Origin of the sequence: Stenotrophobium rhamnosiphilum, from assembly GCF_003052265.1 — a bacterium.
Classification (GTDB): domain Bacteria; phylum Pseudomonadota; class Gammaproteobacteria; order Nevskiales; family Nevskiaceae; genus Stenotrophobium; species Stenotrophobium rhamnosiphilum.
In genome coordinates this window covers 398,671-412,284 of sequence record NZ_QANS01000005.1, presented here as the reverse complement: position 1 = coordinate 412,284, position 13,614 = coordinate 398,671, and the positions used below count along the sequence as shown (strand labels likewise).

The 13,614-nt window shown below is 54.4% G+C and carries 10 protein-coding genes; 7 read left to right on the top strand and 3 right to left on the bottom strand.

Annotation, left to right across the window (positions count from 1 at the left end):
- Positions 1-407 precede the first annotated feature (407 nt).
- The gene (locus CJD38_RS14840) at positions 408-2,306 is read left to right on the top strand and encodes an ATP-binding cassette domain-containing protein (RefSeq protein WP_107941128.1); all 1,899 of its coding nucleotides are present in this window, start codon (positions 408-410) and stop codon (positions 2,304-2,306) included.
- Here the strand turns inward: CJD38_RS14840 and CJD38_RS14835 are convergent.
- Positions 2,303-3,214: a phospholipase A gene (locus tag CJD38_RS14835; protein ID WP_206363019.1), complete on the bottom strand. Its 912-nt coding sequence runs from the start codon at positions 3,212-3,214 to the stop codon at positions 2,303-2,305. The two genes, CJD38_RS14840 and CJD38_RS14835, sit on opposite strands and share 4 nt — an antisense overlap.
- 80 nt (positions 3,215-3,294) lie before the next feature.
- Positions 3,295-3,900, bottom strand: coding sequence for a type IV toxin-antitoxin system AbiEi family antitoxin domain-containing protein (locus CJD38_RS14830; protein ID WP_107941126.1), 606 nt, complete (start codon positions 3,898-3,900; stop codon positions 3,295-3,297).
- A 164-nt stretch (positions 3,901-4,064) separates the two neighbouring features.
- Between CJD38_RS14830 and CJD38_RS14825 the strand changes: the two genes are divergently transcribed.
- The 6 genes from CJD38_RS14825 (at position 4,065) to CJD38_RS14800 (ending at position 11,502) form a co-directional block, all read left to right on the top strand.
- Positions 4,065-5,855 (top strand): monovalent cation:proton antiporter-2 (CPA2) family protein, encoded by a 1,791-nt coding sequence (locus CJD38_RS14825; protein ID WP_107941125.1) that lies wholly within the window; start codon positions 4,065-4,067, stop codon positions 5,853-5,855.
- Between the two features lie 61 nt (positions 5,856-5,916).
- Positions 5,917-7,209 carry an adenylate/guanylate cyclase domain-containing protein gene (locus tag CJD38_RS14820; RefSeq protein WP_107941124.1) on the top strand — a complete coding sequence of 431 codons (1,293 nt, stop codon included), beginning with the start codon at positions 5,917-5,919 and terminating at the stop codon, positions 7,207-7,209.
- 172 nt (positions 7,210-7,381) lie between these two features.
- Entirely contained in the window at positions 7,382-8,044 is a 663-nt protein-coding gene (locus CJD38_RS14815) for a CsgG/HfaB family protein (RefSeq protein WP_107941123.1), read from the top strand.
- A gap of 9 nt (positions 8,045-8,053) precedes the next feature.
- Positions 8,054-8,875: a CsgG/HfaB family protein gene (locus CJD38_RS14810; RefSeq protein ID WP_107941122.1), complete on the top strand. Its 822-nt coding sequence runs from the start codon at positions 8,054-8,056 to the stop codon at positions 8,873-8,875.
- A 66-nt stretch (positions 8,876-8,941) separates the two neighbouring features.
- Positions 8,942-9,304, top strand: a complete 363-nt coding sequence (locus CJD38_RS14805; protein WP_107941121.1) for a post-PEP-CTERM-1 domain-containing protein — start codon at positions 8,942-8,944, stop codon at positions 9,302-9,304.
- Positions 9,301-11,502 (top strand): Ig-like domain-containing protein, encoded by a 2,202-nt coding sequence (locus tag CJD38_RS14800; protein ID WP_107941120.1) that lies wholly within the window; start codon positions 9,301-9,303, stop codon positions 11,500-11,502. The genes CJD38_RS14805 and CJD38_RS14800 overlap by 4 nt, the downstream gene beginning before the upstream one ends.
- On the opposite strand, the gene CJD38_RS14795 is transcribed toward CJD38_RS14800, so the two are convergent.
- Complete coding sequence (locus CJD38_RS14795) at positions 11,468-13,510, bottom strand: protein-disulfide reductase DsbD family protein (RefSeq protein ID WP_107941119.1); 2,043 nt, start codon at positions 13,508-13,510, stop codon at positions 11,468-11,470. The two genes, CJD38_RS14800 and CJD38_RS14795, sit on opposite strands and share 35 nt — an antisense overlap.
- Positions 13,511-13,614: the final 104 nt, after the last annotated feature.

The following is a 13,614-nucleotide window of genomic DNA, read 5'->3' as shown; positions in this document are numbered from 1 at the left end:
ACCGCAGTCGTCGTCACAGTCACATCGGCAACATCAGCCCATACGAGTATGAGAGAGCTTCAAAATATGGCTAGGTGATGTCTACAAAAGTAGGGGAAGTCCATCTCGTTATATTTTGATTTGTTGTTGTGACCTCATCACTGTCCATGAGAAGATTCGCGCCACTTTTTTGCTCATAACGAAGAGCGGCGGCTTGGCAAGGTTGTAAGCATCAGTTTCAGGTGAGGGTACTTGTGAGGGTATTTTGAAAATGCGAATTCAAATAACCCTTGTACTCTATGCGCATATACTGACAATTCGATGCTGACAGCCGCACCACGCGATAGCGTGGTGGCGAAGGCCCACGGCGCTTTTCACAAGCCATACCCAGTCCCTTGTTCAAGGGACTTCTAAGACGGTTTATTTCTATGCTTCTGACCCTGCGCGATGTGAGCCTAAGGCTCGGTAATACCGTGCTGCTGGATAAGGCCGGCTTCACTATTGAGCGCGGCGAGCGCGTTTGTTTGATCGGCCGTAACGGCATGGGCAAGTCGACCTTGCTCAAACTGATTGCGGGTGAGCAGAAGCCAGACGACGGCGAAATCATTCGCGCGCAGAGTCTGAAGATTGCGACTTTGGTGCAGGAGGTTCCGACCACGATCAGCGGTTCGGTGTACGACGTTGTTGCGATGGGCCTCGGCGCCACCGGCAAATTGGTTGCTGAATATCACCACCTGATTGAACAAGCAGATCCGGATCTGAAAAAACTCGGCCGTCTGCAAGATCAGATGGACGCGCAGGATGGTTGGAATCTCGAATCACGCGTGCTGGAAACCGTCACACGTTTGGAATTGCCGGGCGATGAAGAGTTCTCCAGTCTCTCCGGTGGTTTGAAACGTCGCGTGTTGTTGGCGCAGGCCTTGGTGTCTGAGCCCGACCTGTTGTTGCTCGACGAACCGACCAACCATCTCGACATCGCCAGCATTGGCTGGATCGAAGAATTCTTTAAAGCATGGGACGGCGCAATTCTGTTCGTCACCCATGACCGTGCTTTTTTGCGCAATCTCGCCACACGCATTCTCGAATTGGATCGTGGTTGGCTCACCAGCTGGCCCGGCGATTACGAAAACTTTTTGCGCCGTCGTGAAGAGCGCCTGCACTCAGAGTCACAAGAGCGCGCGTTGTTCGACAAACGTTTGGCGCAGGAAGAAAAGTGGATTCGCAGAGGCGTCGAAGCTCGACGCACGCGCGACATGGGCCGCGTTAAGCGCCTGATGGAAATGCGTGAGGCTTATAGCGAACGCCGCAACGGACCCGGACAGGCCCGCATGCTGGTGCAAGAAGCAGAGCGCTCAGGCAAGTTGGTGGCAGAAGCTGAAAACGTCAGCTACACCTATCCAGGCGCAACAACGCCAACGATTCGTGGGCTCACCGCGACGGTGATTCGTGGCGACAAGCTCGGCATCATTGGTCCTAACGGCGCGGGTAAAACCACGCTGATCAATCTATTGCTCGGTCAGTTGCAACCGACGTCGGGCAATCTAAAGCTTGGCTCTAAATTGGAAGTGGCTTACTTCGATCAGCTGCGTGGAGCACTGAAAGAAGAAATGTCAGTGCTCGATAACGTCGCTGAAGGTAAGGATTACGTTCAGATCGGCGATCAGCGCAAGCACGTGATGGGCTATCTGCAGGAATTCTTGTTCACGCCGGATCGTGCGCGCAGTCCAATCAAATCGCTGTCGGGTGGTGAGCGCAATCGTCTGATGCTGGCCAAGCTGTTCGCTAAACCATCAAACCTGTTGGTACTCGACGAACCGACCAACGATCTCGACGTAGAAACGCTTGAGCTGTTGGAAGAACTGTTACTCGATTACACCGGCACTGTGTTGCTGGTGTCACATGACCGCGCATTCATTAATAACGTCATCGGCCGCAGTCTCGTATTTGAAGGCAATGGCAACGTTAACGAATACATCGGTGGCTACGACGATTGGTTGCGTCAGCGCCCGTCAGCGCCAGAAGCCAAGCCGGTAAAAGCTAAAGTGTTTACGGCTGCGCCTGTTGCTGCGGTTGCGCCAGCGCCATTGCCGATGTCGGCCAGCAAGCTCGGCAGTCAGGACAAGCGCGAGCTGGATGCGCTGCCGAAGAAAATTGAGAAGCTCGAAGCCGAGCAGACCAAGCTGAGCGAGCAGGTCAACACGCCAGGATTTTTCCAGAAGGACAAAGCCAAGGCAATTGAAGTGCAGCAAAAGCTCGCGGCAGTGACTGCTGAGCTCAATACTGTTTACGCGCGCTGGGAAGAGCTGGAAGCGCTACGCGGCAGCTAACGCGTAACCATTACGCCGAGACCGATGCGGGTCACTGAGCGGTTGTAGTCCAGCAAGCTTTCGCCGTAGCCGTTAAAGAAATTCAGACAGAAGAATACAGACCCGTCATTCGACGGGATGCTGTAATTCAGCGCGACTGCGCCTTTGCCGGTCGCAAAATTATTACGCAAGGTGACATGCGCAATATGGTCGCCGAAGAATTGGCGCTGCACCTGGAATTCAGCGTGTCCCATGAAGCGCTCAATATCCGGATTGTCGTCGCCTTCAGTATCCGTCGGGCTGGTTTTCTTTTTCTCCGGCATGCGATACCAGAATTTCAGATAGACCAAATATTTACCTTTGGATTGAAACGGCGCGATGTAAATGCGGTTCCAACTGCGTGAGTCGGGCAGATCGCGACCATTGGATTCATGTTCGAAGCCAAAGTCCGAGCCCCATTTGTTGAGCCAATCCACTTTTGGCGTCCAGCGATAGAACACTTCGGGGTTGTAGACGGTTTCGCGAAATGGCGAAGAATCTTTCTTGTTGTACATCTGCCAGAAAGATCGCTGCGTGTAGCCCAAATAAAAATTGGTGCCAAACAAACGCTGCTTGCCGCTGATTTGAAACACGACTTCCGCACGGCTGCCGTCATAGTGCTGACTATAAGAGTAGGGCAGCAGATACATCGAACGATGCGGCGATAGGCCGCGCGCTGTGCTGGTCAATACGTACTCGTCTGAATCCTGACGGAAGTTTTGCAGATAGTTGCTGCGGTCTTCGTGCTGCTCTTCTGGCGCGGCTGCTAGTGCAGTTTGCGGCGCGATATCAGGTGTGACGGGTATAGGCGCTGAGGCTGGAGCAGGAGCGCTAGGGCTGGCATCCTCGGCCCATGCCGCGGGAGAGATCAACAATACTGTGAGCATCATGCTCGGTAAAAACGCCTTCATCGGTTAACTCCAATGAAAATGCCCGCCATGGCGGGCATCAGGTACGGGCACGGCGTCGATTACGTCAACGCGTCAACATAAGGCTTCATCACGCGCTCAACACGGCACAGCTTGGCAAAGTGCCAGAGCTTCTTCATGTTGATGGTGCGATCAGCCATGGCGGCGCGCAGCGCGTCTACAGCGATGTGCGGACCAATTTTGTTGCGGAACTTGAACAGATCAGCCAGGGTTTTTTCCAAGCTGTAGATTTTTACTTTTACGTTTTCAATGGTGTGCGAGTCAGCGCCTTCGGTAAAAGCCGGGCCGCCAAGACGGGCGACGCGAACTTCTGGATAATCGACGCGAGGGCGTGCAGCGCGGCGTTCGATGGCGACAAACACTTCGTTTGTGGACTGATCACCGATGCCATGGAAGGCCAGCGCAGACTGCAGGCAGACCACGCCGTTGGGGACCGCACGGCCAATAATGGCCAGGGACAGCGACGGAGACAGCTGGGAATCGGACAGCACATAGCTGCCACGCCCAACTTTCTTTATCGTGCCCTTATCGCAGAGTCGGCGCAGATATTCGGCCTGAATGCCGTGGGGCACCAGATCCTTTGGACGCAGAACGCCCAGCTTTTGCGCAAGCTCTGTGATGCGTTCCGATTTGCTTTGTTCGTCCATTGTGACCAAGCCTAGATAGAAGCCTAGATGTGTATATATTTAAAAACATTTTGGCTTCATTTGCAAGGGGCTAGTACTTTGCGTGTTACATCAAGAAGTTATCACAAGTTATTGGTGGGCTTAAAAATGCTGACTTCAAATTTTGCTGCCTCTGAGACCGGCCCATGCTGACCGATATCGCCATTTTTCTAACCGCCGCGGTGCTATTTGTGCCGCTTTTCCGGTACTTAGGGCTCGGGGCGGTGCTGGGATACCTCGCCGCGGGCATCGCCATTGGTCCTTGGGGGCTGGGCTTCGTCGAAAACGTCGAAAGCATCATGCATTTCTCCGAATTCGGTGTGGTGCTGTTGTTATTCATCATCGGATTGGAATTACAGCCCTCACGTTTGTGGACTTTGCGCCGCGTGGTGTTTGGTTTAGGCGGCGCGCAGGTAGTTTTGTCGCTGCTTGTTCTTGGCGGTATTGCGCTCGCGTTTGGTTTGCCGCTTCCAGCTGCACTGGTGATCGGTTTTGGTTTAGCAATGTCATCAACTGCTTTTGTTTTGCAGATGCTGGCGGAGAAAAATGAATTGTCGTCGCGACATGGCCGCGCTTCGTTTGCAATTCTTTTATTTCAAGATCTTGCGGTGATCCCGTTCATGGCGATCATCCCGTTGTTAGCGGTTCAAGAAATACAAAATGCTTCCGGCCCCGCGTGGATCGTGGCAGTAAAAACGTTAGGCATTTTCTTGATCGTCATTCTCGGCGGTCGTTATGCGATGAAGCCTTTGCTGCGCATCTTGGCGATTACTCGTGTGCCAGAAATTTTTACCGCAGCAACTTTGTTGGTGGTCATCGCAACATCACTAGCAATGGAATTGGCGGGTATGTCGATGACACTCGGCGCTTTCCTTGCCGGTGTGTTGTTGGCGGACTCGGAATATCGGCATGAGCTGCAAGCCGACATTGAGCCGTTCAAAGGTTTGTTGCTTGGCTTGTTCTTTATTGCCGTCGGCATGTCGGCCGATGTTGGTCTCGTTCTGCAAAAGCCTTTGCTGGTGCTGGGCTTGGTCGTGCTTTTGTTCGGCTCTAAGGCAGCAATCTTGTACGCCATTGGTCGTTTTGCGCGATTGCCGCAAGATGCCGCGCGCTCCTTGGCTTTTGCGCTGCCGCAAGGCGGTGAATTTGCGTTCGTGTTGTTTGGTATCGCGACCGCTGCGGGTGTGATGTCGGTAGAAGTGTCAGCGCTGCTGATTGTGGTGGTGACTCTGTCGATGATTCTGACGCCGCCGCTTTATGCCTTGCAGGCGCGCTTCCGCAAACCACTGGAAGGTCCGGCTTACGACACGATTGATGCTTCAGAAGCACCGATCATCATTGTCGGCTTCGGTCCTTTCGGTCAGATCATTGGTCGTCTTCTGCGCTTGAAGAAAATCGGTTTTACCGTGCTTGAAAAAGACCCAGAGACCGTCGATTTCGTACGTCGTTTTGGCAACAAGATTTATTACGGAGATGCCGCGCGTTTGGATTTACTTCGTGCAGCGCACGCAGGCAAAGCCAAGATATTGATCATCTCGATTGCCAAAACTGAGGCCTCTTTGCAAATTGCTGAATCCGTGCGGCGACATTTTCCGCATCTACAGATTTATGCCGTCGCCAGTGATCGTCAGCATGCACTGCGACTGATGGATTTGAACATCAAGAACATTATTCGCCGCTCCTACTTCTCGAGCCTTGAGATGGCGCGCCAATTGCTGGTGGATATGGGCGATTCGGAAGTATCTGCGCAGCATGCGATTGAAATGTTCCGCGATGTTGACGAGGGCGCACTTAAAAAGCAGCAAGCGGTTTATCGAGATGAAAAGAGGCTCATGCAAACGGCACAAGATACCGCGCGCGAATTGGAACAACTCTTTGATGAAGATCGGGATGCTTCGCTAGCGCCAGAGCAATCGGCGACAGAGGGAAAGCGCTAAGCGCTGCATAATGACGCCACACACTGTTCAGCGAGAGATGTTGTTGCAACGGCACTGAGACATGGTTGATATCACGCCCCACATTCTGATTTCGCTGGTCGCGCTCGGCATGGGCTTGGCTTTCGTGTCGGCGGATCGCGAGTCAGGCGCATCTCGTGCCTTCGCGGCAGCTTTGGGTTTTCTGGGCATTGCGATGTATCTCAATGTCAGCCTCGTCAAAGATTTGCATAACGCGCCTGCGTGGTCAGGTTGGCTAGCGGTTCCGGAGGCATTGGCGACAATTGCTTTATTGGAATGGCTGATCCGCGTTCGTCGCATGGTGCCGGCTGCGCGCGGCATGAATGTTGTCACGGGTGATCGTGTTCTGCGCAGTGGCCAGGTCGCTGGTGTTGTGTATGCGGTGTTGGCGATTTGCTGGCCGCAGATTCGAGCGCAAGATTTTCTGCGTGCAGGTTTGACAGAAATAACACTGGCGAAATGGGGCTTTTGGATGTTTGCGGCCCCCGTATTGTATTCAACTTTTGCCGGTCTGGTCGGCGTACTTTTTTTACTAAATCGCAGGCCAGATCGCGCCGAGAAAACGCGCTTACTGGCCTTGATGTTGTGCATCCCGTTTTTACTCGCGGGCTTTGTTTTGTCGCTCAATGCGGCCGCAATTTCAGTAGTGATCGGCGAGATCATTTTGTTGATTGGCGCCGTGCACTATCACGTGCTGCAAGGTCAACGCGGACAGTTCATGTCGCGCTTCCTCTCGCCGCAGGTGGCGAAGATGGTTAGCGACCGCGGACTCAGTGGCGCGATGCAACAGAAGCAGCTTGAGATCACTGTTGTCAGTTGCGATCTGCGTGGCTTCACCGCTTACGCGCAAGCGCATTCTTCGACGCAGGTGTTGCAGGTGCTGCGTGAGTATTACGACGCCGTCGGCATCATCGTGGCTGATTTCGGCGCCACGATTAAAGACTTTGCGGGCGATGGCATTTTGATTTTGGTTGGCGCGCCGCTGCCTGCGGATGATCACGCCAAGATTGGACTCGAGATGGCGCGCCGCATTCGTATCGTCACCACCGAAATGACGCGGCGCTGGTCAACGCCCACACATTCTCTCGGCATCGGACTTGGCGTTGCCACCGGTGTCGTCACGGTGGGCGTCATTGGCTCGGCGTCACGACTCGAATACACCGCGGTGGGTTCTGCGGTGAATCTGTCTTCGCGTCTGTGTGAGCAGGCGCATCACGGCGACATTTTGGTCGATACACGCACTGTCGCTTTGGCGGGTGATGGCGATCTGGAGCAGCGCGCGCCGCTCAGCGTCAAAGGATTTGGCGATGCAGTGTCGAACTTCGCTCTGAACTAATGTTTTTATTTATTGACTAATTTAGTCTCAAGTCAAGTTTATTAAACATACCTTAGTGCGCAACAAATCATTGCGAGGTTTAGGGGCAAGCTGTAAAACGAGAACGAATCTATTGCAGTTGCCATGGTCTTAATCGGACTATTGCTCTGGTCCTCGTTCTTGGAGTTTCCCCATGTTGAAAAAAACACTTGTTCTTACCCTCGGTGTTCTCGCCAGCGGTTGCGTTGGTAGCAGCGCAACGGTGATCAGTTCTGGCGGTTCAGGCCCGACGATTACGCAGGCGCAACAAGAACAGTACAACGGCCCCAAGCAGCGCATCGCGGTGACCGGCTTTGATTTCCGTGCCGGCCAGGGCTCGCGTCAGATCGGCGATGGCATGACCGACATGCTGACCGATTCCTTGTTCAACACCGGCCGCTTCATTGTTGTTGAACGCGAGCGTCTCAGCGACGTCACTGCCGAGCAGGACCTATCTAATTCTGGCCGCTTCAAAAAAGAAACGGCTGCGCCGATTGGTCAGTTGGAAGGTGCGCAGTTGTTGGTTCGCGGTTCGATCACCGAGTTTGAACCGAACTGCAGCGGCGGCTCCGTCATCCTCGCTTCCACCAAAGAAGCTTGCGTGGGCATCAACATCCGCATTCTGGATGCAGCAACCGGCCGTGTTGTAAACGCAACGACGGTGAAGGGCACATCAAGCAAAGGCAGCGTCGGTTTGATCTTTACCGGCGGCAGCATGCCGATTGGTTTGGGCGCATATAAGAACACGCCGATGGAAGCGGCTATCCGTCAAAGCATTGAAGCTGCAGTGCAGTTCATCGCTCAGAACAAGCTGTAAGGAGCCGCTGTGCGCGTCATCGCGAGCCGCCGAGCGTTTGGCTGGCTGCCGGCTATGCTGGCAGCGCTGGCGGGGCTATTGCTTTGCGGCTGCGCGACGACGACAAAAATTATTAGTGGTGGCGAAGGCGCCAGCATTACGCAGACGCAAGCCCTCGCCGCGAATGCAATGCCGCGAATCGCCGTCGGTTCGATTATCGACAAGACCGGTGTAGTCGCCGAAAAATCCATCACACGCCAATTGGTCTTGGTCAACGCACAGAGCAAGGGCGGCGATCCGCTTACTGAAGATGGCCTGATGCATGGCGTGCGCGACATGCTCACAACTGCTTTGTTTGGCAGCAACAAGTTCATCGTGTTGGAGCGCGACGCGATTAACGATGCGATGGTTGAGCAGGAGTTCTCGCAATCAGGCCGCGTCGGTGATGCCAGCAAAATCCCAATGGGGCAACTCGAAGGCGCGCAATTGCTCGTCGTCGGTGCCATTACTTCTTTTGATGCCGGGGTTAGTGGCGGGGCACTCCCAATCCCAATTCCGCTGTCAAAGAATGGTGACTTCGGTGTAGTCAATATCAGCGCCAAGCGCGGTTACATCGCGATGGATTTACGCATCATTGATGTTGCGACTGGGCGTGTACTGAACACGACAGCGGTTGAAGGAAAAAACTGGAAATTTGGCGCGGATCTCGCGAGCATTGTTGGCCTACGCGGTTACAACATTAAATTGCCGGGCCTGTTGCAGTACTTCAACAATACCCCCATCGAAGCAGCGCTACAGAAGATGGTAGCCGCAGCAGTGGAGCAAATCAGCAGACAAACGGGCACCCCTTAAAGAAAGTTTTAACTAAGCTGCAATTGAATATTGCAGCGTGGTCGTTAAGGCTACAGGGGTTGATGTATGTCGCTACGTTCAGGCGGAATTTGTGTTCTGGTCCTTGCAGCTTTTGGCGGCTTCGTCAGCGCTGATCTAAGTGCTGCAGACGCGCAGCAGAACCAGAAATCTACGCAACGTATTTTTCTCGATCCCGTCACCGGCACGCCGCGCGCACCGACCCGTGAAGAACTACAGCAGCTGCCCGCGGTAGAAAAATCGGCGGCCTCAGCGAAAAGCACTTCAGCGCCAAAGATTGTTGACTATCCCGACGGCACAGTCGGCCTGTTCCTTCACAGGCCCAAGAATCAAATCCACGCCGAGGTCACTGCGGACGGTGAGATTCATATGCATTGCAACGATGAGCTGCCGATTAAAGCGCAGCCATGAACAAGATTGGTTCGGCGGCGCTCTTTGCATTGCTGTTCACAACATCTGTGCAGGCCACGACCATCACGATTCTCCCCGGCGATGGATTTGCAGATTCCACTGCAGTGACTCCTGTCGGCGGTAACGCGGCAACGACGCTGGGACAAGCGCGTCTGAATTTGTTTCAGCGAGCGGCGACACTCTGGGCGCAGAAAATCGTCAGCAGTCAGCCGATTTACGTGAGCGTGGATTTTTATGATTTGTCTTGTTCTCCCAATCAAGCCCTTTTGGGTCAGGCGGCAGCAAACGCCTTTTTTAAAAACTTTCCGAATGCGCCAAGACTCAATGTGTATTACCCGGCCGCTTTGGCAAACGCACTCGCGCAAAAGCGAATTGATCGCAGCGTACCCACCATCGCAAATCGCAGTGCCACGGCTGATGTCATTGCTGAATTCAATTCAACGATCGATGACGGTGGTACGTCTTGCTTGAATGGCAAAGGCTTTTATTACGGCTTGGATAACAATCCCGGCAACAAGATTGATCTGCTCAATACCGTCATGCATGAAATGGGGCATGGCTTGGGATTTACCTCGCTCGTTGACGAAGTCACCGGGCAAGGTGCGGATACGTCTAACCCTAATCAACTCGGCATTTACGATCAGTTTGTTTACGACGAAACAGCAACATCATTCTGGCCACAAATGACGACGTCGATGCGCGTGATGTCGGCCATTAATGATGGCAAGCTGGTTTGGAATGGAGCGGCGGTGAACAGTGCGGCATCACGGCTGAGCGCGGGTGTGACTGCTGCTGGACATCTGCAACTCTATGCGCCCAATCCTGGTCAGCCGGGTTCTTCTGTTTCACATTGGAGCAATGCTGCTTCGCCACATTTATTGATGGAGCCTTTCGATGCGCCTGCACTAAAGGCCGCTGCCGGTGTTGATTTCACAGCGTGTGCGTTTGCCGATATGGGTTGGCAGCTTGGGCCTGCGGTGAGTTGTCCCGATGGTGTGCTCGTCAATCATCCGCCGGTTGCGAATACGCAGACGCTGCGAACTTTCTTAGGCATTAACTTATCGCTGACGCTCACGGCCAGTGATGCTGATGGTGATCCACTTAATTATTCCGTCGTCACGATGCCGAAGAACGGTCTTCTAATCGGAACGCCGCCGTTAGTGATCTATGTGCCCAATCTTAATTTTACGGGTGCAGATAGTTTTCAATTCGTCGCTAATGATGGAAAGGTCAATTCCGCAACAGCGACCATCGGCATCAACGTTGCGAAAACCAATACTGCTCCTGTCGCAGTCGCACAGAATGTTTCTGTCATTCATGAGCATGCTGTTTTGATTGTTTTATCTGGAACAGATGTCGATGCGGATGCCTTGACGTTCAGCGTCGTCAAAGGCGTGAGTCATGGCACTTTAACCGGCACATTACCGAGATTGGTTTATCGGCCAGAGGCGGGTTATGTCGGCCCCGACAGTTTTACCTTCAAAGCAAATGACGGCATCGCGAATTCCGCTGCCACCACGGTGAGCATTGTCGTGACGAATCAAGTGCCGGTTGCTGTGACGCAGTCAGTGCAAGTGACGCGTAACACAGAGCGTACAGTTACGCTGTCAGCGACGGATGCGGATGGCGATGCTTTAACGTTTAGCATTGCAACATCACCAGCGCATGGCACGTTGACGGGTACGCCCCCAAATATTGTTTACTCGCCGGCGACGGGTTACACCGGGACGGACAGTTTCACTTTTAGAGTAAATGATGGTGCGGCCAGCGCGAGTGCTTCGATCAACATTACGGTGAGTGGCAACCATGCCCCGGTAGCGAATGCTCAGTCCACACAGACCGCACAAGACGTGACGAAAGCGGTTGTCTTAACGGCTAGCGATGTGGATGGCGATGCTTTGAGTTATCGAGTCGAGCAGCCGCTGCATGGCGTGCTCAGTGGAACCGCGCCCAATCTCAGCTATACGCCAACAAGCGGATATAGCGGGGCAGATAGCTTTACCTTCAAAGTGAACGACGGCTTCACGGATTCAAATAGCGCGACGGTAAGCATTACAGTGACCGCGCCTGCAACCGTAGCCGAGCAAAGTGGCGGCGGCGGTGGCGCGATGCCGAATCTGTTGTGGCTGCTGATCCTTGTTGGCTTACGGCAGTTGCGTGCGCTCAGGGGTTCAATGCTTCGAGTACCGTGTCGGTAGTCAAAATCTGCGGCAGCACTTTCGGCTCGCCGCCGTTGACATACATCAGATAGAGCGGCACGCCGCTGCGACCAAACTCTTCTAGAACCTTTGTGATTTCTGGATCCGCGCGCGTCCAGTCGCCCACCAACGTGGTGACGTTCTTGGCGGCAAACGCTTCTTGGACACGTTTGGTCTTCAGCACCGTTTGTTCATTGACCTTGCAGGTGATGCACCAATCTGCGGTGAAGTCGATAAACACGGTGTGCCCTTGTGAGCGCAATTTTTGCAGGCGCTCGGCTGAATAAACGCCCGATGGATCTACGCTTAAAGCGGCACTGGCTGGTGTCGTTTGAAGTAGCGGATGTGCGAGCAGGGCAAGCGCGCCTGCGAGCGAGGCGATCTGCAAAGTTTTGGCCAATACACCGCGGCGATTCCACAGCCACAGCGCAAACGCCACCAACACTAGGCCGACCAGCGCCACGCCAGCGCCATCAATGCTGGTTTGATGTGCGAGTACCCAAATGAGCCAGACCACTGTCAGATACAGCGGATAGGCCATGACCTGCTTGAAGGTTTCCATCCACGCGCCGGGGCGTGGCAAAAATGCCGCAAGTCGCGGGAAGAATCCGAGCAGTAAAAATGGCAGCGCCAAGCCCAAGCCAAGCGCGAGAAAAACACTCAGCGACAACAGCGGCGGTTGCGTTAAGGCATAACCGAGTGCCGTGCCCATGAACGGCGCGGTGCAAGGGCTGGCAACGATGGTGGCGAGAACGCCGGTGAAGAAGGAACTGCCGTAGCCCGAACCTTGCGTTAGCGATTGTCCGACGCCCATCAAGCGCGTGCCGAATTCCACTGCACCAGACATTGAGAGTCCAAGCGCAAACATCAGATAGGCCAGCAAGCCCACAAAGATCGGTGATTGAAGTTGGAAGCCCCAGCCGATGGCTTGTCCGCCAGCGCGTAGCGCCAGCAACGTCACCGCGACAGCGCCACAAGATAGAACGACGCCTGCCGTATAGGCCAGCGCATGACCGCGTTGCTGCTTGGCCGCATGGCCACGGTTCTGCATGACCGAGATCGCTTTGAGCGACAGCACCGGAAACACGCAAGGCATCAGATTAAGAATCAAACCACCGAGCACGGCGAACAGCAGCACTAATGGCAGGGTGATTGGGGTATCAACTTTCGCGACGGTTTTAACGACAGCGACGGTGCCGGGTTCTGCTGTGAGTTCGTAAGCCTGCGTTTTGCCGGACTGTTGCACCACTAGAACGCCCTGCGCCTTGGCAGGTGCTTTTGCAAAATACGGGCTCAGCTTCTGCGAGAGGCGGATGCCATCTGCATCAAACGCAATTCTTTGCGGTGCGGCGGAATTCAGCAGGTCACTGTCGTATTGAAAGAAGGTGATGGTTGCGCCTTCAAGCTTTGCACCCTCAAGACGCAAAGAGAAATCACCGTTGCTGGCGCTGAACTGTGATTTCCACGGCGCTGCGATTGGCAAGCGCGCGCGCGTCTCGGCAAAGAGCTGGGTCCAGCGACTATCAATCGCGGGCGCGGCGTTTGTTGGCAAAGTCAGCGAGAGCGTTGCCTTGCCTGGAATGCAGACATCCGCGCAGACCAACCATTTGGCTTCAGCTTTGAGATCGACCGGACGGCTGCTCGGCCAATTCGCGGGCAATGTGATCTGCACCAAATGCAGCGTTTCTTCGCCGTAACCAAAATAACCAAGGCCGCCGAGCTTATGCAGTTGCGGGTAAGGCCACTGGATGGCGCCGGCAGTTACGCCCTTCGGCAGTGTCCAGCCCAATTGCGTGGGCAGGCCGACATCGCCCGGGTTCTGCCAATAGGTGTGCCAGTTGGCGTCAGGCTTGAGGCGCAGCGCCACCCAGTTCTCGCCGGGTTTCAGCGCGGTGTGTTCGGCAATCAACTCGGCTTCGATGTGATCTGCGCGGACCGGTGCGGCGTGCGCAGTGATGCTGGCCGAGAGCAGGGCGAGCAGCAGCAAAAATCGGAGTCGGATATTCATGGGGGCTTCGGCAACCTGGCGACTGTACAGACCGCAATAAGGCTCAAGGGTTCGGGCCGTAAATTAACATACGAAGCTTTAAACGCATTGGATGCCGCAGCGCC